27 protein-coding genes are annotated in these 26,263 nt (G+C 35.2%); 1 reads left to right on the top strand and 26 read right to left on the bottom strand.

The window, feature by feature from the left end; translation table 11 throughout:
* Position 1: 1 nt before the first annotated feature.
* The 26 genes from fliL to CWO92_RS03020 all read right to left on the bottom strand — a co-directional run bounded on the left by fliL (position 2) and on the right by CWO92_RS03020 (position 24,839).
* Positions 2 to 427: a flagellar basal body-associated protein FliL gene (fliL, locus tag CWO92_RS03145; protein WP_101352713.1), complete on the bottom strand. Its 426-nt coding sequence runs from the start codon at positions 425 to 427 to the stop codon at positions 2 to 4.
* Entirely contained in the window at positions 417 to 638 is a 222-nt protein-coding gene (locus CWO92_RS03140; RefSeq protein ID WP_101352712.1) for a flagellar FlbD family protein, read from the bottom strand. Before CWO92_RS03140 ends, fliL begins: the two co-directional genes overlap by 11 nt.
* 47 nt (positions 639 to 685) lie before the next feature.
* Positions 686 to 1,480 carry a flagellar basal body rod protein FlgG gene (gene flgG / locus CWO92_RS03135; protein WP_101352711.1) on the bottom strand — a complete coding sequence of 265 codons (795 nt, stop codon included), beginning with the start codon at positions 1,478 to 1,480 and terminating at the stop codon, positions 686 to 688.
* A gap of 103 nt (positions 1,481 to 1,583) precedes the next feature.
* Positions 1,584 to 1,982, bottom strand: coding sequence for a TIGR02530 family flagellar biosynthesis protein (locus CWO92_RS03130; protein WP_101352710.1), 399 nt, complete (start codon positions 1,980 to 1,982; stop codon positions 1,584 to 1,586).
* A 14-nt stretch (positions 1,983 to 1,996) separates the two neighbouring features.
* Positions 1,997 to 2,410 (bottom strand): flagellar hook assembly protein FlgD, encoded by a 414-nt coding sequence (gene flgD, locus CWO92_RS03125; RefSeq protein ID WP_101352709.1) that lies wholly within the window; start codon positions 2,408 to 2,410, stop codon positions 1,997 to 1,999.
* A 9-nt stretch (positions 2,411 to 2,419) separates the two neighbouring features.
* Positions 2,420 to 3,739, bottom strand: coding sequence for a flagellar hook-length control protein FliK (locus tag CWO92_RS03120; protein WP_101352708.1), 1,320 nt, complete (start codon positions 3,737 to 3,739; stop codon positions 2,420 to 2,422).
* Between the two features lie 29 nt (positions 3,740 to 3,768).
* The gene (locus CWO92_RS03115) at positions 3,769 to 4,359 is read right to left on the bottom strand and encodes a MotE family protein (protein WP_101352707.1); all 591 of its coding nucleotides are present in this window, start codon (positions 4,357 to 4,359) and stop codon (positions 3,769 to 3,771) included.
* A gap of 8 nt (positions 4,360 to 4,367) precedes the next feature.
* Complete coding sequence (gene fliJ / locus CWO92_RS03110) at positions 4,368 to 4,814, bottom strand: flagellar export protein FliJ (RefSeq protein ID WP_101352706.1); 447 nt, start codon at positions 4,812 to 4,814, stop codon at positions 4,368 to 4,370.
* Positions 4,811 to 6,136 carry a flagellar protein export ATPase FliI gene (fliI, locus tag CWO92_RS03105; protein WP_101352705.1) on the bottom strand — a complete coding sequence of 442 codons (1,326 nt, stop codon included), beginning with the start codon at positions 6,134 to 6,136 and terminating at the stop codon, positions 4,811 to 4,813. The genes fliJ and fliI overlap by 4 nt, the downstream gene beginning before the upstream one ends.
* Complete coding sequence (gene fliH, locus CWO92_RS03100) at positions 6,133 to 6,894, bottom strand: flagellar assembly protein FliH (protein ID WP_158175631.1); 762 nt, start codon at positions 6,892 to 6,894, stop codon at positions 6,133 to 6,135. The genes fliI and fliH overlap by 4 nt, the downstream gene beginning before the upstream one ends.
* The gene (fliG, locus tag CWO92_RS03095; protein ID WP_101352703.1) at positions 6,887 to 7,900 is read right to left on the bottom strand and encodes a flagellar motor switch protein FliG; all 1,014 of its coding nucleotides are present in this window, start codon (positions 7,898 to 7,900) and stop codon (positions 6,887 to 6,889) included. Before fliG ends, fliH begins: the two co-directional genes overlap by 8 nt.
* An 11-nt stretch (positions 7,901 to 7,911) precedes the next feature.
* Positions 7,912 to 9,498: a flagellar basal-body MS-ring/collar protein FliF gene (gene fliF, locus CWO92_RS03090; protein WP_101352702.1), complete on the bottom strand. Its 1,587-nt coding sequence runs from the start codon at positions 9,496 to 9,498 to the stop codon at positions 7,912 to 7,914.
* Positions 9,499 to 9,568: 70 nt separating this feature from the next.
* The gene (gene fliE / locus CWO92_RS03085; RefSeq protein ID WP_101352701.1) at positions 9,569 to 9,898 is read right to left on the bottom strand and encodes a flagellar hook-basal body complex protein FliE; all 330 of its coding nucleotides are present in this window, start codon (positions 9,896 to 9,898) and stop codon (positions 9,569 to 9,571) included.
* Between the two features lie 83 nt (positions 9,899 to 9,981).
* Positions 9,982 to 10,428, bottom strand: coding sequence for a flagellar basal body rod protein FlgC (gene flgC, locus CWO92_RS03080; RefSeq protein WP_101352700.1), 447 nt, complete (start codon positions 10,426 to 10,428; stop codon positions 9,982 to 9,984).
* A 2-nt stretch (positions 10,429 to 10,430) separates the two neighbouring features.
* Positions 10,431 to 10,823, bottom strand: a complete 393-nt coding sequence (flgB, locus tag CWO92_RS03075; protein ID WP_101352699.1) for a flagellar basal body rod protein FlgB — start codon at positions 10,821 to 10,823, stop codon at positions 10,431 to 10,433.
* A gap of 377 nt (positions 10,824 to 11,200) precedes the next feature.
* Positions 11,201 to 11,980 carry a GTP-sensing pleiotropic transcriptional regulator CodY gene (codY, locus tag CWO92_RS03070; protein WP_101352698.1) on the bottom strand — a complete coding sequence of 260 codons (780 nt, stop codon included), beginning with the start codon at positions 11,978 to 11,980 and terminating at the stop codon, positions 11,201 to 11,203.
* Between the two features lie 113 nt (positions 11,981 to 12,093).
* Positions 12,094 to 13,491: an ATP-dependent protease ATPase subunit HslU gene (hslU, locus tag CWO92_RS03065; protein WP_165786594.1), complete on the bottom strand. Its 1,398-nt coding sequence runs from the start codon at positions 13,489 to 13,491 to the stop codon at positions 12,094 to 12,096.
* Positions 13,492 to 13,592: 101 nt separating this feature from the next.
* Complete coding sequence (gene hslV, locus CWO92_RS03060) at positions 13,593 to 14,135, bottom strand: ATP-dependent protease subunit HslV (RefSeq protein WP_101352697.1); 543 nt, start codon at positions 14,133 to 14,135, stop codon at positions 13,593 to 13,595.
* 184 nt (positions 14,136 to 14,319) lie between these two features.
* On the bottom strand, positions 14,320 to 15,222 hold the full coding sequence (gene xerC, locus CWO92_RS03055) for a tyrosine recombinase XerC (protein WP_437177497.1): 903 nt from the start codon (positions 15,220 to 15,222) through the stop codon (positions 14,320 to 14,322).
* A 256-nt stretch (positions 15,223 to 15,478) separates the two neighbouring features.
* Positions 15,479 to 17,551 carry a type I DNA topoisomerase gene (topA, locus tag CWO92_RS03050; RefSeq protein ID WP_101352695.1) on the bottom strand — a complete coding sequence of 691 codons (2,073 nt, stop codon included), beginning with the start codon at positions 17,549 to 17,551 and terminating at the stop codon, positions 15,479 to 15,481.
* A 261-nt stretch (positions 17,552 to 17,812) separates the two neighbouring features.
* The gene (gene dprA / locus CWO92_RS03045; RefSeq protein WP_101352694.1) at positions 17,813 to 18,685 is read right to left on the bottom strand and encodes a DNA-processing protein DprA; all 873 of its coding nucleotides are present in this window, start codon (positions 18,683 to 18,685) and stop codon (positions 17,813 to 17,815) included.
* A gap of 98 nt (positions 18,686 to 18,783) precedes the next feature.
* Positions 18,784 to 19,686 (bottom strand): succinate--CoA ligase subunit alpha, encoded by a 903-nt coding sequence (gene sucD / locus CWO92_RS03040; RefSeq protein ID WP_101352693.1) that lies wholly within the window; start codon positions 19,684 to 19,686, stop codon positions 18,784 to 18,786.
* Between the two features lie 18 nt (positions 19,687 to 19,704).
* On the bottom strand, positions 19,705 to 20,865 hold the full coding sequence (gene sucC / locus CWO92_RS03035) for an ADP-forming succinate--CoA ligase subunit beta (RefSeq protein ID WP_101352692.1): 1,161 nt from the start codon (positions 20,863 to 20,865) through the stop codon (positions 19,705 to 19,707).
* A gap of 191 nt (positions 20,866 to 21,056) precedes the next feature.
* A complete protein-coding gene (locus tag CWO92_RS03030; protein ID WP_101352691.1) occupies positions 21,057 to 21,350 on the bottom strand; it encodes an EscU/YscU/HrcU family type III secretion system export apparatus switch protein in 294 nt (97 codons plus the stop codon).
* Positions 21,343 to 22,935, bottom strand: a complete 1,593-nt coding sequence (locus CWO92_RS03025; RefSeq protein ID WP_101352690.1) for a TP0910 N-terminal domain-containing protein — start codon at positions 22,933 to 22,935, stop codon at positions 21,343 to 21,345. The genes CWO92_RS03030 and CWO92_RS03025 overlap by 8 nt, the downstream gene beginning before the upstream one ends.
* A 17-nt stretch (positions 22,936 to 22,952) precedes the next feature.
* Positions 22,953 to 24,839 carry a terpene cyclase/mutase family protein gene (locus tag CWO92_RS03020; protein WP_101352689.1) on the bottom strand — a complete coding sequence of 629 codons (1,887 nt, stop codon included), beginning with the start codon at positions 24,837 to 24,839 and terminating at the stop codon, positions 22,953 to 22,955.
* A 247-nt stretch (positions 24,840 to 25,086) separates the two neighbouring features.
* On the opposite strand from CWO92_RS03020, the gene CWO92_RS03015 reads away from it, so the two are divergent.
* Positions 25,087 to 26,250 carry an iron-containing alcohol dehydrogenase gene (locus CWO92_RS03015; protein WP_101352688.1) on the top strand — a complete coding sequence of 388 codons (1,164 nt, stop codon included), beginning with the start codon at positions 25,087 to 25,089 and terminating at the stop codon, positions 26,248 to 26,250.
* Positions 26,251 to 26,263: the final 13 nt, after the last annotated feature.

Genomic DNA, 26,263 nt, shown 5'->3' with positions numbered 1-26,263 from the left:
TTTATTGAATAACATAAGAGGTGATGTATACATTAACGACTTTACCATCTTGCATTATTTTAGATATTCGATCTTTTAATGCCATTCTTAATTTGTCTTTGCCTTTTTGCCCTTGTAAATCGTTAGGACTCATTTCAGATAATTGATCTATAATAATATTTTTTACCTGAAAATCTCTTTTTGTAAGTTCTTCTTGTGCTTTCTTGCTATTTGTTTCAAGCTTAAAAGCAATTTTAATAAAGTTATTCCCCTTTAAGTTCGTGGTAATTTCAGGAACATCTACAGATTGTTTTATGACTTCATCAATGGAAGGTGCTTGATCTGCACTTGTATGATCTAATTTATAAATAACAATAATTGCAATTGCTCCTGCTAATAAAATAACTAATAATAATACAATCATGGTTGTCATCATTTTATTCTTCATTTGCAACACCTCCCATATTGGTTCTTCCAAGCATATTTATAGATTGATAGAACCGTATAATTTGTGTTTGAATCTGGTCTTCATTTTCAAGAACAACAAATTTATGACCATTTGTTAAAGTAATCGTCGTATCGGGAAAGGATTCGATCGTTTCGATATATAAAGCATTAATTTGAAATTTCTTGCCGTTTAATCTAGTAACAGTAATCAATTTATGTCAGGACTAAGGGGTAATCCTTAGCCCTGTCCCTCCCTATCTTAGTGTTTTAAGTTGATAAGTTCTTGAAGAATTTCATCGGAAGTTGTAATAATTCTTGTATTTGCTTGGAATCCGCGTTGGGCTACAATCATCTCTGTGAATTCTTCGGAAAGGTCTACATTGGACATTTCCAAATAACCCGCATTTACAGAACCACGTCCACCATTATTAGCAACACCATCTTGAGGTGTACCTGAGTTTTGATTATCCTTAAACAAATTCCCACCAACTTTTGTTAAACCAGCCGGATTATTAAATTTAACTATGCTAATAGTACCTATAGGAACAGATTTACCATCTGCACCTACACCAGTAACTACACCAGAAGAGTTAATATCAAAACTTGAGTAAGTATCACTTGGAATTTGAATATTTCCCCCACCAGATTGCTGTACAAAATACCCGTCACTATTCACAAGATTTCCCTGACTATCCAAGTAAAAATTCCCTGCACGAGTATAGTAGGTTTCGTTACCATTTTTGACAGCAAAGTATCCATCACCATCAATTGCAAGATCCAATGGTCGACCAGTAGTTTGCATACTAGCTTGTGTATCCACTGTATCAATGGAACCTAAGGTAGAACCTAAGCCTACTTGGGTTGGATTTTTACCGCCAAGTCCAGTGGTAGGGGCACTAGCTCCAGAGATGGATTGACTAATTGCATCTTTAAAAGTAACACGACCTTTTTTGAAGCCGTATGTATTTACATTTGCGATATTGTTACCAATTACGTCTAATTTTGTTTGAAAATTTTTCATTCCGCTTATTCCTGAGTACATTGAACGTAGCATTTGATTTTCTCCTCTCAAAAGAAAAAAGTAATTATTTTTTTGTGATACTAAGAACTGTTTCTATCATTCCACAGTTTCAGCTTCCTTTTAGGTCCAGCTGTATTTAATCAACAATAATTGCTCCTGTGATGTTAGTGAAAATTTGTGAGCTCGCTTCTTGCTTATTCATTGCAGTAATTACTGTTTGATTTTTGGCACTAACGATTAATGCTGCATCATTAACCAGTACTAATGAGTCATTTACACCCTTTTGCTTTGCTTCACTTACTTTTGAAGCAATTTTGTCCCAAAGTGGTTCTTCGATTTTAATTCCTCTTTGTTCCATTCTTAAGCTGGCATGTTTGCTAATTGTTAGCTTTTGCGAATTATTATGTAAAGCCTCGTTAAAATGCTGTGTAAATGGTGTACTTACACTTTTGTTTTGGTGTACTGATTGCGGTGGTAAAGAATTGTTTGACGTAATCGGTTGTAATGGAACCTTAGGAATGTACGGCCTTACCATTCAACCACATCCTTTTAATTTTCAATTTTTGTAATTTGATCTAATGATATGTTTTGATTATTATCGAGCGTTAGCCAGGTGTCTCCATTCTTTACAGATGCAGAAGTCACAGCTGCACTTTGCAATTCATTTTTATCATTTAACCATGTGACCTTTTTTCCAATTAGAGTACTTCCTTGGAGAAGCTTTTGAGTAGCTGCAAATTGCTGCATTGTCTGGTTAAGATTTGTCATTTGCTCCAATGAAGAAAAGGTAGCCATTTGCGCTATGAAATCTTTGTCTTGTAAAGGGTTCATTGGATCCTGATTTTGTAATTGAACCATTAAAATTTTTAAAAAGTCGTCTTTTCCTAAAATATCTGATCCGGTTTTTCTTTCCGTACTCTGATTATTGGTATATAGCAAACTTGGATCTATTGTATTTCCCATGTTTATCACCTATATTATCTTTTCTAGTAAATTCTCACTTAAAAAGCTGGAGAAGGTTGAATCATTCTCTTCCTCGTTTTCTTGATTAGGCGCCTCATTATTTTGGTTAGAGGATTGCTGTCGTGGATCTTGTTGTCCAAATTTTTGTGACTGTGTCTCGCCATACAGAACATCAATTTTATCTACCTGAATATTTTGCATAGTAAAAGCGTCTTTTAATTGATTGATCCCGGAATCCAATAAGTCTTTTGCTGTTCCACTGCTTGCAAACATTCTTGCGGTTATACTTCCTTTATCCTGCAAAAGCTCAATTCTGATTGAGCCTAAATGCTCAGGATAAAGCTTTATAAATAATTTATTTGTTCCGTCTAAACCTGTAGTAAGTTGTGATTTTGCCAAAATATTTGTAAACTCTTTGACAAACTCGCTATAACTTCCTGATGTTTCATTGCCTTTTCCAAGATGTAAAATAAATTGTTCGGTTTTTGACATAGGATTCATTAAATTTGACATTAAACTTGTTTGATTAAATTCATCTGTTTTGTTATCCAAGGATGCTTGAAATCCTACATTGTTGTTGTCTATAGATATTTGTGATTCCGTAATCTTTTGCTCTTTTGTAGTAGGTGCCAGACTTTGACCAGATTTCATTAGAGACGAAAAAGCTGTTTGAAGAATGGCATTTTGAGTCGATTGCTTATTGCTTTTTAGTAATAGTTCCATTTTGGCCATTATATTTTGTAATCCATGGTTTAACTGTGTTAGCTGTTTAATATCTCCCATCGTCAAATCCACTGTTTTAGCAAGTTGTTCAGTAGCCTTCACATTTTTCGCAAACGTTTGAAGTTGGTTTTCCGTTAACTGTCCGATTGTTTCAGGCGGTAGCGTTGAAAACACCGCTACCAACTCAGACATTCCTTTTAAAAGACTACCGTCATCTAAAGATTTACGGATTTCCTTAAGTTGGAATACAAGCGGTGACGAATTAGCAAATAAGCTTTGCAGACTTTCCAGTAAATCATTCATTTGTGACTTCCAATCATCTTTATTCATCTCTAATAAATTACTTATTTGGTCATCAGTAATGGTTGGATGATTCGTAAAACCTAACCCTTTAGAATTATTTATACCTTGCTTTAATATCTGCAATATCTCCTTTAAAACATTTGCGACATTTTCAGGTACTGTATCATTACCCTGATTTGCTTCTTTGCCTTGAACATGCATTAGGTTGGAGAAAACATTCTTTAAGTCTCCATTTTTTACAACTACCTTGCCTGTATTTGCAGCAGGAGAAATGGAACCAATAGGAAGCATCGCAACGTTCATATTTTCACCTCCTTTCAATTATAAATATATTAATTTGTAGTTCCGCCTAACAACTCTGTGTATTTTGCCGCACGGTCGGCAGGCATTTTTTCCAATATGTTTGCTAAAGAATCAGAGCTTAACTTAGATAAGATTTTCACTGCGTTTTCATCTTTCATTTGCAATATAATTGGGGCCGCGCTTTTAGGATTCATAGATTCGTATGAATTCACTATCTCTTTAAAATCCTTTGTGCTTTGTTCCTGTGACTTTTGTAAACTAGCAATCTGTTCTTCAAGTCTTTTTTGCTCCAGGAGCAATTGTTGTTTTTCATTGTCCTTACTGTCTAATTGCTTTTGCAGGTTTTCAATTTGTGTTTCTTTGTTTTCAATTTCAGCATTTAAATTGATAATTTTATCCTCATCGGCTTTGGATCCGCTGGAAACATTCTTATTGCTCGAAAGAATATGAGTCTTTTCACCAAGTTCTTTCGCCTTTTCAAATACATTGATTCCTGCAATGGTTGAAACAATTAAAGCAATTACTATTGCAAATAATAAAGGAATGACAATTACATATATAAACCATAAAAATTTACTGCCTGATTTCTCTTCTTCCAGTAATGCTTCCTCTTTTGCCATACAATCACCTAATTTCCTGTTCGATGAAAATATTGGAGAGTTGAAATTTCGTCTGTTTGCTTGTCTTCTTCAAGCTTTATTTGTTCCAGAAATTTTTCGTAATCTTTTATTTTCATTCTTTCATATTTTTTTACTTCAACATTTTTTTCGATAAGCTGTGTTTCACACCAATTCATACGATCTCTCGCGTTCATTACAAGTTCTTGATAATAGTTAATGGATTTATCCATATTTATAATGAAGCGCTGATAATGTCTTATTTCTTGAACCGAAGAACCAGTTTCCAATTTTTTTGCTTGAAATTGTTCTAATTCTTCTTTTTTCTTCAGCAAACGATATAATTCTTCTGCAACCTCTTCGAATGTTTTAACAGCATTTTGATAAACCGATAATGCCTCTTCTTTTTCCCGTTCTTTAAATGTTAAAACCTTCTCGAATTTATAATGGTAATTCATGATTGCTCACCATTTTCTGCAAGATTTATAATAGAGGCAATGCTTTCATTCATCGTAATTTTTTCATCTGTGCGTTGTTTCAAGAAAGAAATAATTTTCGGATACATTTGAATAGCTAAATCAATTTCCTTTGAGCTACCTCGTTTATATGCTCCAATATTTATGAGATCTTCAGCATTTAGATATGTACTCAAAAGATCTCTAATTTTTTCAGCTGCTTGCTTATGCATATCCGAAACAAGCTGATTCATTAATCGGCTGACGCTTTTTAAAATATTGATAGCAGGATATTGTCCTTTATTAGCTAACGCACGATCAAGAACAAAGTGTCCGTCTAGTATTCCACGAACAGTATCTGCAATAGGCTCGTTCATATCATCACCATCTACCAAAACAGTATATATTCCCGTAATGGTTCCATTTTGATTCGTGCCTGTTCGTTCTAATAATTTTGGCAAAATCGCAAATACCGAAGGAGTGTATCCTTTTGTTGCTGGAGGTTCTCCTACCGCCAGTCCCACTTCACGTTGTGCCATTGCGACACGGGTAACAGAGTCCATCATAAACATTACATTCAGCCCTTTTTCCCTAAAGTATTCCGCAATGGCAGTTGCTGTAAATGCACCTTTAATTCTCATTAATGCAGGTTGATCGGAGGTAGCACACACCACAATGGATCTTGCCAATCCTTCTGGTCCAAGATCCCGTTCGATAAATTCTCTCACCTCACGCCCACGTTCTCCAATAAGTGCTATTACATTCAAATCTGCTTTTGTATTCCTAGCTATCATTCCCAGCAATGTACTTTTCCCTACTCCACTTCCAGCAAAAATGCCGACCCTTTGACCTTTTCCTACTGTTAATAAGCTATCAATGGCGCGAACACCTAATTCAATTTCCTCTGATATAGGTGGTCGAGTTAATGGATTTGGGGGAGCTTGTTCCGTTGGTATTGCTTTTAACCCTTTAGGTAATGGTGTATCGTCCAACGGTCTCCCTAGTGAATCAATGACTTTTCCTATTAATGAATTACCTACTTTAATTTCAAGTGAACTTCCTGTTGCTTCTACTAAACTTCCAGGAGAAATTTCTTGAATTTCAGTATACGGCATAAGAATGACGTTTTCTTCTTTAAATCCAACCACTTCTGCCATTATCTTTCTGCCCTTTTTCTTTCCACCAACATGAATGATACATACTTCTCCAATTGAACTTTCGGGTCCGATGGATTCAATCATAAGTCCAACGACACGATTCACCTTGCCAAACCGCTTGTATGTTTCAATATTGGGAATGAAGGACAATAGTTCACTTGCTTTCATAAATGAGCACCTTCTAATATCTCATGCAGTTTCTCTTGTAAAATCCTCAACTGACTATCAATACTTGCATCAATTCGGCCATTTTCCGTTTCTACAACGCACTGATATTCCGATAATTGATCATCACCGTAAATATAAAATTGAACCTTACCTGCTAAAAGACCGTCCAATTCGTCTTTATGGGAGTTAATCAATGAGTATTTCGAAGGGTGTATCATAATTTTAATTTCCTGATTTTCTCTTACCTCTTTAATCGTTTGTTTTACTAGTGAAAGAAATTTTTCTGGTTGTTCCGATAATGTATCATACAGAATTTTTTCAGCAGCTTTGATACCCAAATCCAATATTACTTTTTCCGATTCTTCTATATGCTTTATAAATTCATTTTTCGTATGTTCAACCATTTGATTTGCTTCCTCTACTCGAGAGCGATACTCTTCCATTCCTTGATTTCTGCCCTCTATAAGACCTTTTTCAAATCCATCTCGTTTTGCCTCTTCAATCAAAGCTTGCCTTTCTTGCATCCATTGTGCTTTTTCCTGTTCGATTTGTTCTCTTATTGTTTGAGCATGACATTCTGCATCTTGAATCATTGTCTCTGCTTTATGTTGAAATTGACTTAAGTATTTCTCTTTTTCCTTCTCAAAAACTGGATCAATATCACCGTATTCAAGGGTATTTTTCAAATAAATCTCTTTTATTCCAATGATTTTGCCTGGAAGATCAGTATTTATAGAAGATTTAATTATCTTAGACAATGATGTCATCTCCTCCACCACGCGCTATGATGATTTCTCCGGAATCCTCCAGTTTTCTGATAATGGTCACAATTCGTGATTGTGCTTCTTCAACATCTCTTAAACGCACTGGCCCCATAAACTCCATTTCTTCCTTAAAGGTTTCAACCATACGTGAAGACATATTTCGGAATACAACATCCTTTACTTCTTCACTTGATACTTTAAGAGATAGCAATAAATCTTCATTATCCGCTTCTCGGATAACTCTTTGAATCGAACGGTTATCTAATGTAACAATATCTTCGAATACAAACATCCGTTTTTTAATTTCCTCAGCAAGTTCAGGATCTTGAATTTCAAGCGAATCCAAGATGGTTTTTTCAGTTGAACGATCCACCCCATTCAACACTTCCACTACTGCTTCAATTCCGCCTGTTTGAGTATAGTCTTGTGTTACCGTTGAAGAAAGTTTTTGTTCTAATATCGCTTCGACTTCACTTATTATTTCTGGTGAAGTGCGATCCATAATGGCAATCCGCCTTGCAATGTCCGCTTGTACATCTTGCGGCAATTCTGATAGTATTTGCCCTGCTTTTTCAGGCTCTAAATAAGATAGAATGAGTGCAATTGTTTGTGGATGCTCATTTTGGATAAAATTAAGAATTTGAGATGGCTCAGCGCGTCTAGCAAAATCAAAAGGTTTAACTTGCAAGGAAGAGGTTAGCCTGTTAATAATCGTAGCAGCTTGCTCCGGTCCTAACGCCTTCTCCAGAACTGTTTTTGCGTAACCAATTCCACCTTGGGATATATAATCCTGTGCTAGGGCTATATTATGAAATTCATCTAATATTTCTTCTTTTGTTTCTGCTGCAACTTTTTTTACACCTGATATTTCTAAGGTCAGCTTTTCTATCTCTTCTTCTGATAAGTGCTTATACACGGATGCAGAAACATCAGGGCCTAAGGAAATAAGAAGGATAGCGGCTTTTTGTTTTCCAGTCAAACCTTTTTCTCTACTTGCCATTTCCTACCCCCCTATTCTTCGGATAACCATGTACGTAATAATTTGGCAAATTCATCCGGTTTATCTTTTGCCATTTTTTCTAATTGTTTCTTGCGAAGAGAAGTTTCTGTTTCATGTTCCTCATTCACATCAGCAATCTTAATTGGCTCTTCTGTAATAAAAGTATCTTCTTCTACTACTCTTCTTCTAGATCGCAACATAAAGAATACCAGTAGTCCGATTATTAATAGTAATACTCCACCAATAACATATACCCACCACGGAATCTTCGATTGGCTTACCGCAGTATTTGTTGCCTTTCCATTAAACGGTTGAACCGATACGGCAATTTTATTTTGAATAGCCTGATTGGATAAATTAGTTCCACTGCTTTTATCAATGGAGGTGCTAATAATAGTTGATAAAATTTTGTTAATATCCTGAATCCTGCTTTGTGGTAATGAATTCGTATTTTTCGGGTTTGGCGGCTCTACCATTACTTGAATTCCTAAATCACGAATCTTATATGGACTTTGTACAATTTGATTATGAATTTTATTTACTTCATAATTCATTGTTTCTTGTATTTTTTCATAGTCACCATTTCCATTTGAGCTGTTTTGGACATAAGTTGTCCCAGAACCAGTATCCGATGAATTTGTTCCTGGCACCCCACCTGCTGCGGCCCCATTTCCGGAATATGTCTCTGTAATTTTTTGCGCACTTACCGCAATCCCCTTCATGTTTTGCTTATCAACAGGTTGAACTAAGTGCTCATCTGTATTTTCTTGAGTAAAATCAACATCTGCTGTAACGCTTGTTACAACCTTGTCATATCCCATTAAGGTTCCCAGCATGGTTTGAACTTGTCTTTGAATATCTCTTTCAATCTGATGTTTTATATCCATTTGTTCGGCAAAAGTGCTTCCAGTAGAATTTTTATCATTATTTAAATCGAAATACTCAAAATTTTGATTCATAATGACGATATTATCTGTAGGAAGATTCGGAACACTTTTGGAAACCAAATTATAAAGAGATTTTATTTGTTTATCTGTAAACTCATATCCAGGCTTTGTCGTCAATACAACGGATGCAGATGCTTGTTGGTTTGAATCGTTAACAAATATCCCTTTATCAGGCATATTAATCATGACTTTAGCATCTTCAACGCCATCTACTTGTTTAATGAGATTAGATAATTCTGTTTGCATCGCATCTAATTTAATGACATTAAATTCATTATCCGTCATACCAAAACTAGCATTTTGACTAAAAAAGGAATAATCAATACTTCCTGTCTTTGGAATCCCTTCTGATGCCAATTCCACCTTAAGATTATCTACATCCTGTTCTGGGACACTAATCGTCTTGCCATTATCACTAATGACAGACTTTATTCCTTTTGCATCTAAGCTCTGTTTTATGGAACCCGTTTCAGATGGCTCAAGATTGCTGTACAATGGTACCATTGTAGTTCTGGTGGTAAAATAAGTAATTCCAGAAATAAGTAAAAGAATAATTATAAATGCCGATATTCCTGTAATTTTTTGTTTTTTTGATCTGCTGTTCCAGTAATCTTTTATTCTATTAAAGAATTTTTTTATATTCTCATTCATTTCTTTCCCCCGAATCACATATCACTTTTATCTTTTTGTCAAAATCGAAGGTATAGGTCTAAGCGAAGAATTACACTTGCATTCTCATTGTTTCTTGATAAGCTTCAACAACCTTGTTTCGAATTTGTAACGCTGCTTGCAATGTAATATTGGCTTTTTGCGCAGCAATCATTACATCATGCAAATCTACATTTTCGCCATTTGCTAATTTTTGTGTTAATACATCTGATTGAAGTTGATCGTTATTTACTTCAGAAATCGACTTTTTTAGTATATCTGCAAAACTAGTTTTCGTTGGACTTACATTTGTTGTTTGTCCAATATTATTTTGATTAAAATTTATTTGGTTGGACGGTCGTAAAATATTAGAAGCAACCGAATTAATATTTTGAAGAGCCATAAATGTTCCTCCATCTATAAGTTTATTTACAGATTCATAATTTTTTAAATAAGTAGCAGTAAGCTTTAATAGGCGTATATGTATTATTTACCTATTTCCAACGCCTTCATTAGCATCGCTTTATTAGAATTAAAAACAGTAACATTTGCTTCATAGGATCTAGTTGAACTCATCAGGTCTACCATTTCTTTTAATGGATCAACATTTGGCATTTGAACATATCCATTTGCATTTGCATCTGGGTTCTGTGGATCATACACAAGCTTGAATGGCGTTTGATCTTCGACAATTTTAGAAACCTTAACACCGTTTCCGGTCGTATTTCCGGAAGCCTCTTGTAAAAAAGAGTTAAAGGAGTTGGACATTGGTTCAAGAACAACTTCTTTACGTTGATATGGCTGCCATTTACCATTTACCATTTTACCCCTTGTTGTATCAACGTTTGCCATATTGGAGGAAATTACATCCATACGAAGTCTTTGTGCCGTTAAAGCGGACGCCGTAATGTTCATACTATTAAATATTGACATGCTTAATTACCACCTTTAATGACAGTTTGCAAAGTAGAAAACATACCATTGATACGGTCTGTTAATGCACTATAATATATTTGGTTTGTAGCTAGATTTGACATTTCTTTATCTATATCTACACTATTGCCATTATCGTTATATTCCACATTTTGCTGTGTAATAATAGCTGAATTACCAGAGACAGCTCGGAAAGGAATATGCCTTTGATCTGTCATTTTAGCGGCAAAACTTTCATTAATAGAATTGTTTAACATAGCCCCAAACGAAACATCCTTCGCTTTATAATTCGGAGTATCAACATTTGCGATATTATCAGCTATTACCTTTTGTCTTAATGAAGAATAATTTAAGGCATTCTCTACTGTGGAAAAGGTATTATTAAATAACTTCAAAATTTCTACACCTCTATCTAAGATACGACATATTTTTATCCATTACGACACAATATTCTATCAACTATTTTAATGTTTTCATAACTTAGTGTCCATGCACATATTTTGAATTTTAATTATTTATATATCTTTTTTTAACAAATTAGTTCTTTTGGATTATAAATATTACGCAATAACAACAATATATACAAAGATACGACAAAATTATCAATGAAGTTTTTTGCTGTTCTAATTTTAACAAGCGATGAAATTTCAAACTAGTGGATAATGTTGGATGAATCGAGGCATTTATATTAAGAAATGAGAAAAAGCCGTCAATTGTATGCATTGACGGCTTTTTAAAGATATTGACTTCTTCTATTCCAAATATTTGTCGTTTAGTTTGCCTTTAATTTATCAAGTTCCACTAAGAATTTATCGTTCAACACTTTAATATAAGTACCTTTCATCCCTAATGAACGTGATTCAATAACACCGGCACTCTCAAGCTTTCTAAGTGCATTCACAATAACGGAACGTGTGATTCCAACACGATCAGCAATTTTTGATGCTACAAGTAAGCCTTCCTTCCCGTTGAGTTCCTCAAAAATATGCTCAATTGCTTCTAACTCACTGTATGATAGTGAACTAATCGCCATTTGTACAACCGCTTTACTTCTTGCTTCTTCTTCAATTTCTTCAGATTTCTCACGTAAAATTTCCATACCTACAACTGTAGCACCGTATTCAGCAAGAATTAAATCATCATCATTGAATTTTTCCTGTAGTCTAGCAAGAATAAGTGTACCTAATCTTTCTCCACCACCAATAATTGGTACAATAGTAGTTAATCCACTTACAAATAAATCTTTATTTTCAACTGGAAATGCAGTATAAGCACTTTCAATACCAATATTTGATGAAGTTTCGTTAATGTTAAACAAACTATTTGTATACTCTTCTGGAAATTGACGTTCCTCTAACATATGAGACATGCGTTCATTTTCAATTTGTTGATTGATAGCAAAACCAAGTAATTTTCCTCTGCGGCTTACCACAAAAATATTCGCCTCAATTACTTCGCTTAGTGTTTGTGCCATTTCTTTAAAATTTACCGGCTTTCCGGCAGCCTTTTGTAACATCGCATTAATCTTTCTAGTTCTGTCTAATAAATTCATTTTTCTTCCTCCTAGGTATTTAATCATTGCATATTTTGTTCTAAAAATTAAGCTGAAATTTTTCACTATTCGATGCTAAAATTTAAGGAATAATGCTTAACAGAATTATTCGTCTATAATATAAATTGACTCAAGTCCTTGTTTTGCGAAATAGCACCAAGTTTTTCGTTTACATATTGAGGTGTAATTGTGACCTTTTCCAAAGTAATTTCAGGAGCTTCAAAAGATAAATCCTCCAGAAGCTTTTCCATGATTGTATGAAGTCGTCTTGCACCTATATTATCTGTATTTTGATTCACTTCAAATGCAATTTCAGCAATTCTAACAATAGCTTCGTCAGAAAATTCAATTTGTATACCTTCTGTTTCTAATAATGCAGTATATTGTTTAATTAATGCATTATCGGGTTCCACTAAAATTCGGTAGAAATCGTCTACCGATAGTTTTGTTAGCTCGACACGAATCGGAAAACGTCCCTGTAGCTCAGGTATTAACTCTGATGGCTTTGCCATATGAAATGCGCCTGCAGCGATGAATAAAACATGATCCGTTTTTACCGATCCATATTTCGTAACCACTGTAGAACCTTCTACAATTGGCAGGATATCGCGTTGGACACCTTCTCTTGATACCTCGCCAGAAGATGAACTTCCACTTTTGCTAACGATTTTATCTATCTCATCAATAAAGATAATACCCGTTTGTTCAGCGCGATAAACGGCCTCCTGTGTTACGTCATCCATATCTATTAGTTTTTGAGCTTCATCATTTGTTAATACTTTACGAGCCTCACTAACGGTTAACTTTCTTTTTTTCTTCTTCTTTGGCATAAGATTGCTTAATGCATCTTGCATATTCATTCCCATTTGTTCCATTCCGGACCCTTGTAGCATATCAAACATAGATGGAACTTGCTCTTCTATTTCAACTGATACTAGTTCATCTTCGAGTTCTTTATTCGCAAGCTTTGTTTCAATGATTTTTTTTCTTTCCTTCATTGATACATCTTCTTGGGAATCATTATCTAAGTCTTGCTCTTGATCATTTCCGCCGCCAAAAAGCATTTCAAATGGGTTCTTATAATTATTTGCTTTCTTTTTAGTGGGTAATAATAGCTCCACTAAACGACGGTTTGCATTTTGCTCTGCTTGGTCCTTCACATCATTAATTCTCTCTTCTTTTACAAGTCTCACTGATGTTTCTACCAAATCTCGAACCATTGATTCTACATCGCGCCCCACATACCCAACTTCCGTAAACTTTGTCGCTTCAATCTTTACAAACGGCGCACCTACTAATTTCGCAATTCTTCTTGCAATTTCCGTCTTACCAACACCAGTAGGTCCAATCATTAATATATTTTTAGGAATGATTTCCTCACGAAGTGCTTCGGTTAAAAGGCTTCTTCGGTATCGGTTTCTTAATGCAACTGACACTGCTCTTTTTGCATCTTTTTGCCCAATGATATATTGATCAAGCTTTTCAACAATCTGTCTAGGCGTTAAACTCATCGCTTTATTGATTTTATAAGCCAAGATACCCTCACTCCTTCTTTTCATTATGAAGAGACAAACTTACATCACTGCAATTTGCAAATTAAAAGAAGTTAAAATTATAATTCTTCCACAATAATATTCGAGTTCGTATAAACACAAATATCAGAAGCAATTTTTAGAGCCGCCTCTGCCATTTCTTTCGCTGTTAAATGCTCTCCACTGAATTGCTTAAGCGCACGGCCAGCAGCCAACGCATAATTGCCACCGGAGCCTATTGCTAATATGCCATCATCTGGTTCAATGACTTCACCCGTACCCGAAACAAGTAAAAGATTATTTTCATCCATTACAATTAACATCGCTTCTAATTTTCGCAAAACTTTATCGCTTCTCCATTGCTTTGCTAATTCAACTGCTGCACGTGTTAAATTCCCATTATATTCATGAAGTTTCCCCTCAAACATTTCCGATAAGGTAAATGCATCTGCAACCGAACCGGCAAAGCCAGCTAGCACCTTTCCGTTAAAAAGCTTTCGAACTTTTTTCGCCGTATGTTTCATCACTACAGCATTTCCAAATGTAACCTGACCGTCTCCAGCCATGGCGCTTTTGCCTTTATGTTGAATAGCAAAAATAGTAGTTGCATGGAAATCACCCATTTCGAACACCTCCAGAAGACTTAGCATATATTTAATTCCTTCACGGAACCTTAGTTACTCCATCATACAGTTTAAATTTGGAAATATAATATCTTTTTATTCCCATAAATTATACATATTTACTCATATTTTTATACCTTTATTTCACATACAATAAATAATTTAAAATTTTCCAATGCGTCAATTATGCTCTTGGATGATGTGCAATATATGTTTTTCTAAGATGCTCTTTTGTAACATGGGTATAAACTTGTGTGGATGATAAGTATTCATGACCCAAAAGCTCTTGAACCGTTCTTATATCTGCACCATTATCCAATAAATGAGTAGCAAACGTATGTCTAAGCATATGAGGATGCATTTTTCCGGTAAGTGCTGCTTTGTCAATTAAGTTATTCAGTATATGTCTAATGCCCCTAACAGTCAAAGGGCTTCCCTTATAGTTTACAAATAATTGATCATGAGATATGGCATTTTTCATCAATTGGTTTCTTGCAGTGTTTATGTAATCCTGAAGGGCATTACTCGCAAATGAACCGAATAGAACAATGCGCTGTTTGCTCCCTTTACCATTCACAAGAATAGCGTCGTAATCAAAGTCGATATCCTTCAATTGAATGCTTGCACATTCACTAACACGGATCCCAGTAGAATATAATATTTCTAACAATGCCTTGTTTCGCTTATCCAAAGGGCTTTGCCCTTCACAAGCCTCAAATAACTTCTCCATTTCTTCTTGATAAAAGAACTTTGGTATTCGAAGCTCTTTTTTGGGCTGAATTAAGAGTGCAAATGGATTTTCAGAAACAATCTTTTCTCTCATCAAATATTTGTAGAAACTACGCAAGGAAGATATTTTACGTGCTAAACTCGCTCTCTTGTATTTACCCGAATATAATTGAGTTAAATAGAGTCTTGCATCAAAGTATTCCACTTTACTTACATCAGATATACTTTGTTCAGACATGAACATAAAGAAGTGTTCAATATCTTGACGATAAAATTTAATAGTATACTCCGAGTAATTCTTTTCAATTTGAATATACTCGATATATGAATTTAAACAGTTTTCCAAGCCTTTATTCACGTTTAACACCTCACAAGGGCTACTAAATAGTATCATAATTTAGTAACCCTTGCAACGAATAATACAAATTTTTCACAAAGTTTCGAATTGTTTCGTGAATTATTATTGTATTGAATGAATTACCCTTAAGCATTTTACAATACAATGTGAAAGAAAGAAAGGAAAAGGGACTTCGAAACAAAAATTTCACAAAATCCTCATTATTTTTACTTTATCTGTAAGAGAAAATTAGAAAGAGTAAGCATCCGCTTACTCTTTAACTCTCGGTCTTTTCCTTATAATCACAATTCGTACACTGAACTTGAATTCCCTTTTTCAATTTTTTCTCCACTAGAACATGATCACATTTAGGACATTTTCGTTCGATTGGTTTATCCCAGGATATAAAATCACAATCCGGATAGCGGTCACAACCATAGAATGTTCTTTTTTTCTTTGTTTTACGTTCGATAATATTTCCTTTTTCACATTTAGGACATTTTACGCCAATTTCTTTTACAATTGGTTTTGTATTGCGGCAATCCGGAAAATTGCTGCATGCCATAAATTTACCATAGCGCCCCATTTTAAATACCATAGGGCTCCCGCATTTCTCGCAATCTTCTCCGGCAAACTCGTCTTTAATTTCAACCTTTTCCATTTCTTCTTCTGCTTTTTTTAATTTCACTTCAAAATCTTTGTAAAATTCATCAATAATCTTAACCCACTCAACATGACCATCCTCGATCTCATCCAAATTATTCTCTAGTTTTGCGGTAAATTCGACATCGAGAATTTCTGGAAAAAACTCTAACATGAGTTCAATGACAATTTCTCCAAGTTCAGTTGGCACAAAACGTTTATTTTCAAGCGCAACATAACCACGTTTTTGTATTGTATCAAGAGTCGGAGCATATGTTGATGGTCTACCAATCCCTAGTTCTTCTAAAGTTTTTACAAGTCTTGCTTCGGTGTAACGTGGAGGCGGTTGTGTAAAATGCTGTTTTGGATCGATATCCGTTGATTTTACATTATCTCCTGTCTTAAGATCCGGCAATAGATTTTCCTTCTCCTCTTGCCCGTCATCTGTTCCTTCTACATAAACCTTCATAAACCCAGGAAACTTGATTTTTGAACCAGTCGCCCTAAAAACTACTTCTCCATTTAATATATCAACACTCATTGTATCCATGATAGCAGGGGCCATTTGACTGGCAACAAAACGCTCCCATATTAGCTTATATAGACGCAACTGATCTTTGCTTAAGTATTCTTTTAAGGAGTTGGGGTCTCTAAATGTGCTTGTTGGTCTTACTGCCTCATGAGCATCTTGAGCATTTGTTTGTTTTTTATCCTTTCTTTGCTCGGTTCTAGCAAATTCAGTTCCAAAATTTTCTTTGATATATGACGCTGCTTCAGTTTGAGCAACTTCAGAAACACGTGTCGAATCTGTTCTCATATAAGTAATTAAACCGACACTTCCATCTTTGCCAAGATCGATTCCCTCATAAAGCTGTTGCGCTAACATCATTGTTTTCTTTGCTCTAAAATTAAGCTTTCTTGCAGCTTCCTGCTGTAAAGAAGATGTAGTAAATGGTGGTGCAGGATTTCTTTTTCTTTCTTTTTTGGAAACGGAAGAAACCGTATACTTATCAATTAACTTTGATAGTACTTCTTTGACATCTGCTTCGGATGTTAATTCAAGTTTTTTACCTTCTATACCATAAAAAGCAGCTTGAAAAGTCTCTTTGCCAAATTCAAAATTGGCTGTAATAGACCAATATTCTTCGGGAATAAAATTCTTTATTTCATTTTCACGATCGATAATAAGTCTAACGGCCACTGATTGTACCCTTCCAGCACTTAATCCTTTCTTTACCTTTTTCCATAGTAATGGACTGATATTATAGCCGACTAAACGGTCGAGAATTCTCCTCGCTTGTTGAGAATCAACCAAGTCCATATTTATTGGCCGAGGGTGCTTAAAAGATTCTTTAATGGCGTCCTTCGTTATTTCATTAAAAACAACTCTGCAATCAGAATGAATATCCACATCCAAACTATGTGCTAAATGCCATGCGATTGCTTCCCCTTCTCTATCGGGGTCGGCCGCAAGATAGACTTTTTTCGCTTTTTTTGCGGCTGTTTTTAAATCTTTTAAAATTGGACCTTTTCCTCTAATCGTTATATATTTCGGTTCGTAATTATGTTCAACATCAACACCTGTTTGACTCTTAGGTAAATCCCTAATATGCCCCATAGATGCTTTCACTTTATATTTTTTTCCAAGATATCGTTCAATGGTTTTCGCCTTCGCCGGCGATTCCACTATTACTAAGTAGTCTGACATCAAAAATCCTCCCCAGAGGTGTTATATAAATTTCTTAAGATGATTATTACATCTGTTAATTTTTACACATACTGAAATCAAGTGTACATAATAGACCTGATTTTCATATTTGTCAATTATTCCTTTTAAAAAACAATATATATTAGACTCCTATCTCACTCATTCCTCTTGAAATTTAATCATTTCCAATTTACCACGATGATATAATGAAAAAATTAACTTCCTTAACTTTTTAAAAAAACTAGTGCTCTGCAGATACAGTTAATAGGCGAACTCTTCCAAGATATCTTCCCCTGACTGAACCAGTTTAGCACCTTGTTGTATCAGTTTATTAGTACCTTGTGAAAGAGATTCATCAATATTTCCAGGTACAGCAAATACTTCCCTGCCCTCTTGAAGTGCATAATCGGCGGTGATAAGAGAACCGCTCCTTTGTTCTGCTTGAATCACTACTGTTCCTTTTGAGAGTCCACTAATGATACGATTTCGCATCGGAAAATTCCACTTTTGCGGCTTGGTATGCGGAGGGTATTCCGATATAATTAAATGCTCTTTCTTCATATTCTCTACTAATCCAATGTTTTCCTGCGGATAAATATGAAAAAATCCACTTCCTAATACTCCAATCGTTTTACCCTTACATTGTATGGAAGTTTTATGTGCCATTGTATCTACCCCCTTTGCTAGTCCGCTAATAATCACAAATTCCTTTTTGATTAAAGCAGGCATTATCTTTCTAATTGCTTTCATTGCATCAAAATTAGCTTTTCTGGATCCTACAATTGCAATCGAAGGGAATTGTAATAGGCGTGAATCTCCAATGGAATAAAGTACTAAAGGAGGGTTATATGTCTGTTTTAATAGATTAGGATAGGTATCGTCGAAAATCGTATGGCATTGAATGTTGTGTCTTTGATAGTTTAAAAGTAATGCATCGATGGATAAATGATGCAGGTCATAGTAGATTCTTTCTATTTGATTCATTTTTCCTAAAGTGATGGACTTTAATGCAGTGAGGGATAAAGTATATAAAGAATGTAAATCGGGGTCTTTTTTTAGCATCTTAAGGATGACACTAGATGTAATGCCTTGGCAATGATGAAGATGAATAAGTCTTTTTTTAAATTCTTCCATAAAGTCCTCCTAAATCTAGTTTTTCACTTCTTCCTTTGAATATATGGTAAATAGCCCCTCTTCATCAGAGGGACTATGCCTTTATATTTTTATATTAATTAGTGAGTTTTACACTTTTCGTAAAGACCTTTTTCTTTTAAGACACTAATTAATGTTTCACCCATTACAGATGGTGTTTCTGCGACTTTAATTCCACATTCATTCATTACACGGATTTTTTCTGCCGCAGTACCTTTACCGCCAGAAATAATGGCACCCGCATGACCCATACGTTTTCCTGGAGGTGCTGTTACACCGCCGATGAAACCAACAACTGGTTTTGTCATATTAGCTTTAACCCAGCGTGCTGCCTCTTCTTCTGCTGTTCCACCGATTTCACCAATCATAATAACAGCTTCTGTTTCTGGATCTTCATTAAATGCTTTGAGAACATCAATAAAATCTGTTCCGTTAACAGGGTCTCCACCGATACCAACAGCAGTTGTTTGACCAATACCTGCTTGTGAGAGCTGATGAACAGCTTCATAAGTTAATGTACCAGAACGAGATACAACACCTACATGACCTTTTGTATGAATGTAACCAGGCATGATACCGATTTTACATTCGCCTGGAGTGATAACTCCTGGACAGTTCGGACCAACTAGGCGAGTTTTCTTGCCTTCCATATAACGTTTCACTTTAACCATATCTAGTACTGGAATATGCTCAGTGATACAAATAACTAGATCTAATTCAGCATCAACTGCTTCTAAAATAGCATCTGCAGCAAATGGAGCTGGTACATAGATAACAGAAGCGTTAGCACCAGTTGCATGTACAGCTTCTTCTACCGTATTGAATACAGGAACGCCTTCCACTTCAGTACCGCCTTTACCAGGAGAAGTACCACCTACAATTTTTGTTCCGTATTCTAACATTTGTTTTGTATGGAAAAGAGCTGTTTTACCAGTAATACCTTGGACGATTACCTTTGTGTCTTTATTAACAAAAACGCTCATTTTATTCCCCTGCCTTTCTTAGCCTACTAGTTCAACGATTTTTTGTGCGCCGTCTGCCATTGATTCAGCAGCAACGATGTTTAATCCAGATTCATTAAGGATTTTCTTACCTAATTCAACATTCGTTCCTTCTAAACGAACTACTAATGGCAATTCAAGTCCAACTTGTTTAGTAGCTTCCACGACACCTTCTGCAATAATGTCACACTTCATAATTCCGCCAAAGATATTTACGAAGATACCCTTAACATTTTTGTCAGAAAGGATGATTTTGAATGCTTCCGTAACTTTCTCCGCTGTAGCACCGCCACCAACATCAAGGAAGTTGGCAGGATCTCCACCGTAATGCTTGATGATATCCATAGTAGCCATTGCAAGTCCGGCACCGTTAACCATACATCCAATTTTTCCATCTAGTGCGATATAACTTAAGTCATATTTAGATGCTTCGATTTCTTTTGGATCTTCTTCTTCCAGATCACGATATTCTAAGACATCTTTTTGACGGTATAATGCATTAGAATCAAAGTTTAATTTCGCATCAAGTGCCATTACATTTCCATCACCTGTTACAACAAGTGGGTTAATTTCAGCGATAGAGCAATCTTTTTCGATGAACGCTGTATATAAGCCCATCATGAATTTAACAGCTTTGTTTACTAACTCAGCAGGAATATTAATATTAAATGCAATGCGGCGAGCTTGGAATGCTGTTAACCCAACAACTGGGTCAATCGTTTCTTTGAAGATTTTTTCTGGCGTCTTTGCCGCAACTTCTTCAATTTCAGTACCGCCTTCTTCTGATGCCATCAAAGTAACACGAGAAGTTGCACGATCTAATACTAGTCCTACATAATATTCTTTTTTAATGTCGCAACCTTCTTCAATTAGAAGACGTTTTACTTCTTTTCCTTCTGGTCCAGTTTGGTGTGTAACTAAAGTTTTTCCTAAGATTTCGTTTGCATATGTACGAACTTCATCTAAGTTCTTAGCAACCTTAACACCGCCAGCCTTACCACGACCTCCGGCATGAATTTGTGCTTTTACTACACATACTTGTGTACCAAGTTGTTTCGCAGCTTCCACTGCTTCATCAACGGTAAAAGCAACCTTTCCATTTGGTACCGCTACCCCGTATTTTCTGAGGATTTCTTTACCTTGATACTCATGGATATTCATTTTCCATCCTCCTATCAAACAATGACAAAAATTTAACTGCGTTTTCATTGTATATAAAGGTAGAAAATATGTCTAGCTTTATGAAGAAATTATATAATTTTACAATTTATTTTAAACTATCGGAATTATAGAGCTATTCCTTTAATCTATTAAACTAAAAAAGACATTAAAAACATCTATATATTAGATGCCTAATGTCCTTTACCTGTTTGTTGATCAACCCTATAAATAAATGCAAATACTTCTGCAACAGCTTCATAAAGCTCTTCGGGAATTGTTTCATTGATATCCAGGTTTCCAAGCAATTGTACTAAGCTTTGATCCTCCTGTATAGGTATGTTGTTTTCCTTGGCTTTTTCAATAATATTTTCAGCTACATATCCTTTTCCTTTTGCCTTCACTATTGGAGCAGAATATTTTTCAGAATGATAGCTTAAAGCTATTGCTTCTCTTAGTTCTGGAGGATTTCGTTTTTTTTTATACACGTATATCCACTCCCGTATAAATCTGAGATACAGAATTATTGTTCTCTTTTTTATTCACTTCCAATAATGATGACTTTCCCATGAAATGAACAGCGGATAATTGATAATGAAGTTCCTCTAGGTTCTTTTTTAAAACAGGAACTATCTTCAAAGCTACTTCCTTTATTTCCGGCAATTCATTATAGACATTCACATTGATTACACGATTCTGTACCTTCATTTCTACAATGGTTTCTTGAAGATGTTCTAAATGTAAATAAAAAAGAATATGACAATAGTTCGGGTCAATTTTCCCATCTTCCTTTTTCTTTCCTGACCATTGCATAGTTAAATTTGTTTGATATCCAAATAATTGAATAGGAATCTCATAAAATAAATGCTGAAGAGGGCCATTATCATACATCTGGATTTGCTGTCCATTCATTTTATTGACCATACCTTCCACTGTATCCCTTACCTCAAGAACATGATCAGATTCTTGCAAAAATTTAACTAACAACGGTTTTAATAGATCCTTCACTTGATTATTTTCCGCATGAACAGAAACCTGATATTCATAAAATAATCCTAATGATTTTGTTGCTTCCTTAAATTGATGCAAAAATTCTTTCCCGTTAACCGATTGTTTCATATTGGTTACAATTCCCTTTAAAAAATCCTTTTCCTGTTGGGTAAAAGAAGGTAGTTCATTTGTTAGTTCCTTTGAATTTATTTGATTAATAACATTTAACAAACGATCCACTAGTTTTTGTGTGTTGGATGGGTTATGAATATCCGCTAGTTCTCTTAACCCTTCCAGTTGATTATGTATTGTATTAGATTGGAATGTTGGTTTTGAATCAAGGAAAGGAGACTCTATCTCCTTTCCTAGTTTTTGTAATATAGAACTGGATATCTTTTGCCAATTCTTATTATCAGAAACTGCTCCATTTTTTAAGTCTTGAATTAAATTGGCAACGATTTGTTTATTTTGAATGTTTGTAATAGAGTTGATAACAGCTTGTATTTCCTTAACAGTTGGTGTCTGAGCTTCCTTTGAAAGCAACTGCTGGAGATTTTGTAGTTGATAGTGAATAGGTTCCTTACGTTCCCCCGCCAAAAGTGATTTGAATATGGATTCATTTAAGGGCAAATCATTTTCCAGCATTTGCTTGACAATCTTTATATCTTGTTTTATATCTGTTGATTGTGATAGCCATCCACTTATTTTGCTGATGGATTCCTTTGTAAAAGGAATTTGCTCTTTTGATAGAAAATATGCTATTTCCAGATTTGTTTTCGTTGCAGGCAAAGAAAGCTGCTTTAAAATAGTAGTCATATTGTTATTGCTTTGTTTATTTGATAGAAGTTTTAGCTGAATCGCTCCGTCATCCGAATCCACCTGAAACCAATATGATTCTCCATTTGTCAATGGTACTTCAAGTTTTGCAATAAGACTTTGATTTCCAATTTGCAAGAGGGCAAAATTATTTGGATATATATTTTTCACCTGTCCAAAGAAAATCTTTCCCTTTTGAAAGGAAAAGGTGTTATCTTGACTTTTTATATTTAATGGTTGAAATCCTTTTATTATCGAAGACAACATAATATTATTCCTTTCAACTAGTATTCTTTATAAAATTTATGAATAAAATGCGAATAGGTTAGTAATGGCCAAATATAATTGTAGCTATGATAATGAATATAGAATAAGCCAGCTGCTCCCTGCCCCATAGGATAAGTAGTTCTCCAATTATTTATATCGGCATTATGGCATAGAAAGTTAATTCCTTTTTGAATTTGTGGGGTAATTTTATCCGACACGGCAATTAGCGCATCTACCGCCCATGCCGTATGTGTTATAGTACTAAAACCCAAAGGAACATATTCTTCTTCGATATCACTGTTGCAAGATTCTCCCCAGCCACCATCATCATTTTGTATTTTGTTCAACCAACTGATTGCCTTATGGATTGAAGGATGTTCTGCCTCTACCCCTGCCGCGCGCATTCCTGTGAGTGCCGCCCAGGTTCCATATATATAGCAAATTCCCCATCTGCTATTCCATGATCCATCTTCTTCCTGATGTTTCCACAGCCATTTTATCCCTTTTTTGATAGGAGGGTATCGCTTATTTAAATTTGTATGTTTTCCAAAAAACTCTATCGTTCTTCCAGTTAAATCTGCACTTGACTCATCTAATAATAAATCTTCACCTCCAGGCAAAATCGTTAAGAGAGGGTTATCAATATTTCGCTCAAAGGCCGGCCAGCCACCATCATCATTTTGCATGGACAAAACCCACTCCACTCCACGATCCCATATAGGTCGAAAGTGATGATTTTGAATGGATTGTCTTCGAATAGCCCTTAAAGCAGCTGTGGTATCATCTACATCAGGATTTAGTGTATTAATGTTTGAAAAACCCCAACCTCCTGGTTTTGCATGCTTATTATGAATAACCCAGTCACCGTATTTATAATGTTGTCGAGATAAGAGGTATTGATTTGCTTTCTGTATCGTATTGGCGTTTTTGGAAACCCCAGCTTCTTGCAATGCATAGCTGATTAATGTCGTATTCCATACATTTGCCGTTGTATATTGGCAGTGCGGAAGATTATCAATTTCACAAATCATCGATTTTAAACCATTCACTGCATTAACGATTATTTTATCCTCTTTCGTCTTACCTCTTGCCATAAGGGCAAATATCATTAAGAAAGTAGCACTAAAATAACTATAAAAGGTTCCATCCGCTTCTATTCTGTTCAACATATACATTTCTAATTTATTTATTGCCTTTTCATGTATATCTTCCTGTATACCTACTAGACTATCAATCCCTTTTTTTATATAATCCAGTAAGGAACGTAAATCTCTCGTTTGTCGTAAAGTAAAGGAACCTGCTTCTCTATCTGTAAAAAGATCTGATAGATCTGGACTCCGATTTGTTATCTTTGTATACCTTGTATCACTCAGAATTAAAATCGGTGCAATATTTGCTCTACCAAATACGGAAATGTCATAAAAGTTAATGGGGAATTGATTTGGAAGGAGCACTGCCTCAACAGGAATAGGAAATGAACTTGGCCAATCCATTTGTCCACCAATTGCTAATAATATTTGCGTGAACATTTGTGATTTTTCCAATCCCCCATGCTTCAATATAAACCCCTTCGCTGCCATCATCTGGCTTTCCTCATTTGATACATATCCCGAATATCTTAAAGCATATATAGCTTCAATAGTAGTAGTTAAGTTTCCCGTCTTTTCATCGTGAAAAAGCTTCCATGAACCATCCTGCGCCTGTTTGCTTAAAATACGTTTAACAAGCCCTCTAATTAAGTCTTCTTCCTCCAGTTCTAACATTCTTAAAAGAATTATCATATAGGCATCTGTTTTAATACCTGTTTCAAAAGGATAGTCCCATGATCCATCTGGCAATTGATCTGTCCTGAGTTTTTCAATCAACCGATTCATTTCTTCCAAAACTTGTTTTTTTAATGCCATGAATCTCACTCCTTTATCAAACCTTTATGTCTTATTCATATTCTGTTTTATTAGGGAGTATGGTTGAATTATATAAAAACTTACATAAACATCGGTACGAAGGACCACTATATGTATTAAGGAATAGTATAAAATAGTTATAGAAGTGGTTTAACTAAAGTTATTTTACACATAAGAGAAGCAGGGCAATTTTTTTGCTTTTTCATTTTTTATCTATCATAATACATACTGAAGGAGGCTGAAAAAAATGGATAACTTTACTTTCTTAAATCCGACAAAATTAATTTTTGGTAAAGATCAGCTTGAACAATTAAAAACAGAAATTCCTCTGTATGGAAAAAAGGTATTACTTGTCTATGGCGGAGGAAGCATTAAAAAAAGCGGTTTATATGATAAAGTAATCAATCAATTAAATGAAATAAATGCAGAAGTGTTTGAACTTTCTGGAGTGGAACCAAATCCTCGTGTCTCCACTGTGCGTAAGGGAGTAGACATTTGCAAAAAAGAAGGCGTTGAATTTTTATTAGCTGTTGGTGGCGGCAGTGTTATTGACTGTACAAAACTGATTGCAGCTGCATCCAAATATGATGGAGATGCTTGGGATCTAGTTATTAAAAAGGCTTTCGCAAAGGATGCACTTCCATTTGGAACGGTTCTTACCCTTGCAGCTACTGGTTCGGAAATGAATTCAGGATCTGTCATTACAAATTGGGAAACAAATGAAAAATATGGTTGGGGAAGCCCGCTCACATTCCCTAAGTTTTCAATTTTAGATCCTGTAAATACATATACTGTCCCAAGAAATCAAACCGTATACGGCATCGTGGATATGATGTCACATGTATTCGAACATTATTTCCATCTAACAGAAAATACAGAGTTTCAAGATCGGATGTGTGAAGGATTATTAAAGACAGTTATGGAAACGGCCCCTAAACTGTTAAATGATCTTGAAAATTATGAATATCGTGCTACCATCCTTTATTGTGGAACAATGGCATTAAACGGAATATTAAATATGGGCTATCGCGGAGATTGGGCAACACATAATCTAGAGCATGCTGTTTCTGCCGTTTATGATATTCCACACGGCGGAGGATTGGCCATATTATTCCCTAACTGGATGAAGCATAACTTACATGTTAAGCCTTCTCGTTTCAAACAACTAGCTGTTCGTGTATTTGATGTAAATCCAGATGGAAAAACAGATGAAGAGGTTGGACTTGAAGGAATTGAGAAGCTTCGTGATTTCTGGAACAGTATTGGTGCGCCATCACGATTAGCAGATTATGATATTGACGACAGCAAATTAGATGTTATGGCAGATCGAGCAATGGCCAATGGTGAATTTGGTACTTTCACTAAATTAAATCGTGAGGATGTACTTTCCATTTATCGTGCTTCTTTATAATGTAAAAAACTCA

The organism is Heyndrickxia camelliae, assembly GCF_002844575.1.
Classification (GTDB): domain Bacteria; phylum Bacillota; class Bacilli; order Bacillales; family Bacillaceae_C; genus Margalitia; species Margalitia camelliae.
The sequence above is the reverse complement of the archived record's forward strand: the minus strand, read 5'-3'. Positions and strand labels throughout refer to the sequence as shown.

Excerpts from the sequence above, each read along its gene's own strand:
- fliL (WP_101352713.1), bottom strand. The coding sequence starts at position 427 with ATGAAGAATAAAATGATGACAACCATGATTGTATTATTATTAGTTATT.
- flgG (WP_101352711.1), bottom strand. The coding sequence starts at position 1,480 with ATGCTACGTTCAATGTACTCAGGAATAAGCGGAATGAAAAATTTTCAA.
- CWO92_RS03130 (WP_101352710.1), bottom strand. The coding sequence starts at position 1,982 with ATGGTAAGGCCGTACATTCCTAAGGTTCCATTACAACCGATTACGTCA.
- flgD (WP_101352709.1), bottom strand. The coding sequence starts at position 2,410 with ATGGGAAATACAATAGATCCAAGTTTGCTATATACCAATAATCAGAGT.
- CWO92_RS03120 (WP_101352708.1), bottom strand. The coding sequence starts at position 3,739 with ATGAACGTTGCGATGCTTCCTATTGGTTCCATTTCTCCTGCTGCAAAT.
- CWO92_RS03115 (WP_101352707.1), bottom strand. The coding sequence starts at position 4,359 with ATGGCAAAAGAGGAAGCATTACTGGAAGAAGAGAAATCAGGCAGTAAA.
- fliJ (WP_101352706.1), bottom strand. The coding sequence starts at position 4,814 with ATGAATTACCATTATAAATTCGAGAAGGTTTTAACATTTAAAGAACGG.
- fliI (WP_101352705.1), bottom strand. The coding sequence starts at position 6,136 with ATGAAAGCAAGTGAACTATTGTCCTTCATTCCCAATATTGAAACATAC.
- fliG (WP_101352703.1), bottom strand. The coding sequence starts at position 7,900 with ATGGCAAGTAGAGAAAAAGGTTTGACTGGAAAACAAAAAGCCGCTATC.
- fliF (WP_101352702.1), bottom strand. The coding sequence starts at position 9,498 with ATGAATGAGAATATAAAAAAATTCTTTAATAGAATAAAAGATTACTGG.
- fliE (WP_101352701.1), bottom strand. The coding sequence starts at position 9,898 with ATGGCTCTTCAAAATATTAATTCGGTTGCTTCTAATATTTTACGACCG.
- flgC (WP_101352700.1), bottom strand. The coding sequence starts at position 10,428 with ATGTCAATATTTAATAGTATGAACATTACGGCGTCCGCTTTAACGGCA.
- codY (WP_101352698.1), bottom strand. The coding sequence starts at position 11,980 with ATGAATTTATTAGACAGAACTAGAAAGATTAATGCGATGTTACAAAAG.
- hslU (WP_165786594.1), bottom strand. The coding sequence starts at position 13,491 with ATGAGTTTAACGCCTAGACAGATTGTTGAAAAGCTTGATCAATATATC.
- hslV (WP_101352697.1), bottom strand. The coding sequence starts at position 14,135 with ATGGGTGATTTCCATGCAACTACTATTTTTGCTATTCAACATAAAGGC.
- topA (WP_101352695.1), bottom strand. The coding sequence starts at position 17,551 with ATGTCAGACTACTTAGTAATAGTGGAATCGCCGGCGAAGGCGAAAACC.
- dprA (WP_101352694.1), bottom strand. The coding sequence starts at position 18,685 with ATGGAAGAATTTAAAAAAAGACTTATTCATCTTCATCATTGCCAAGGC.
- sucD (WP_101352693.1), bottom strand. The coding sequence starts at position 19,686 with ATGAGCGTTTTTGTTAATAAAGACACAAAGGTAATCGTCCAAGGTATT.
- sucC (WP_101352692.1), bottom strand. The coding sequence starts at position 20,865 with ATGAATATCCATGAGTATCAAGGTAAAGAAATCCTCAGAAAATACGGG.
- CWO92_RS03025 (WP_101352690.1), bottom strand. The coding sequence starts at position 22,935 with ATGTTGTCTTCGATAATAAAAGGATTTCAACCATTAAATATAAAAAGT.
- CWO92_RS03020 (WP_101352689.1), bottom strand. The coding sequence starts at position 24,839 with ATGGCATTAAAAAAACAAGTTTTGGAAGAAATGAATCGGTTGATTGAA.
- CWO92_RS03015 (WP_101352688.1), top strand. The coding sequence starts at position 25,087 with ATGGATAACTTTACTTTCTTAAATCCGACAAAATTAATTTTTGGTAAA.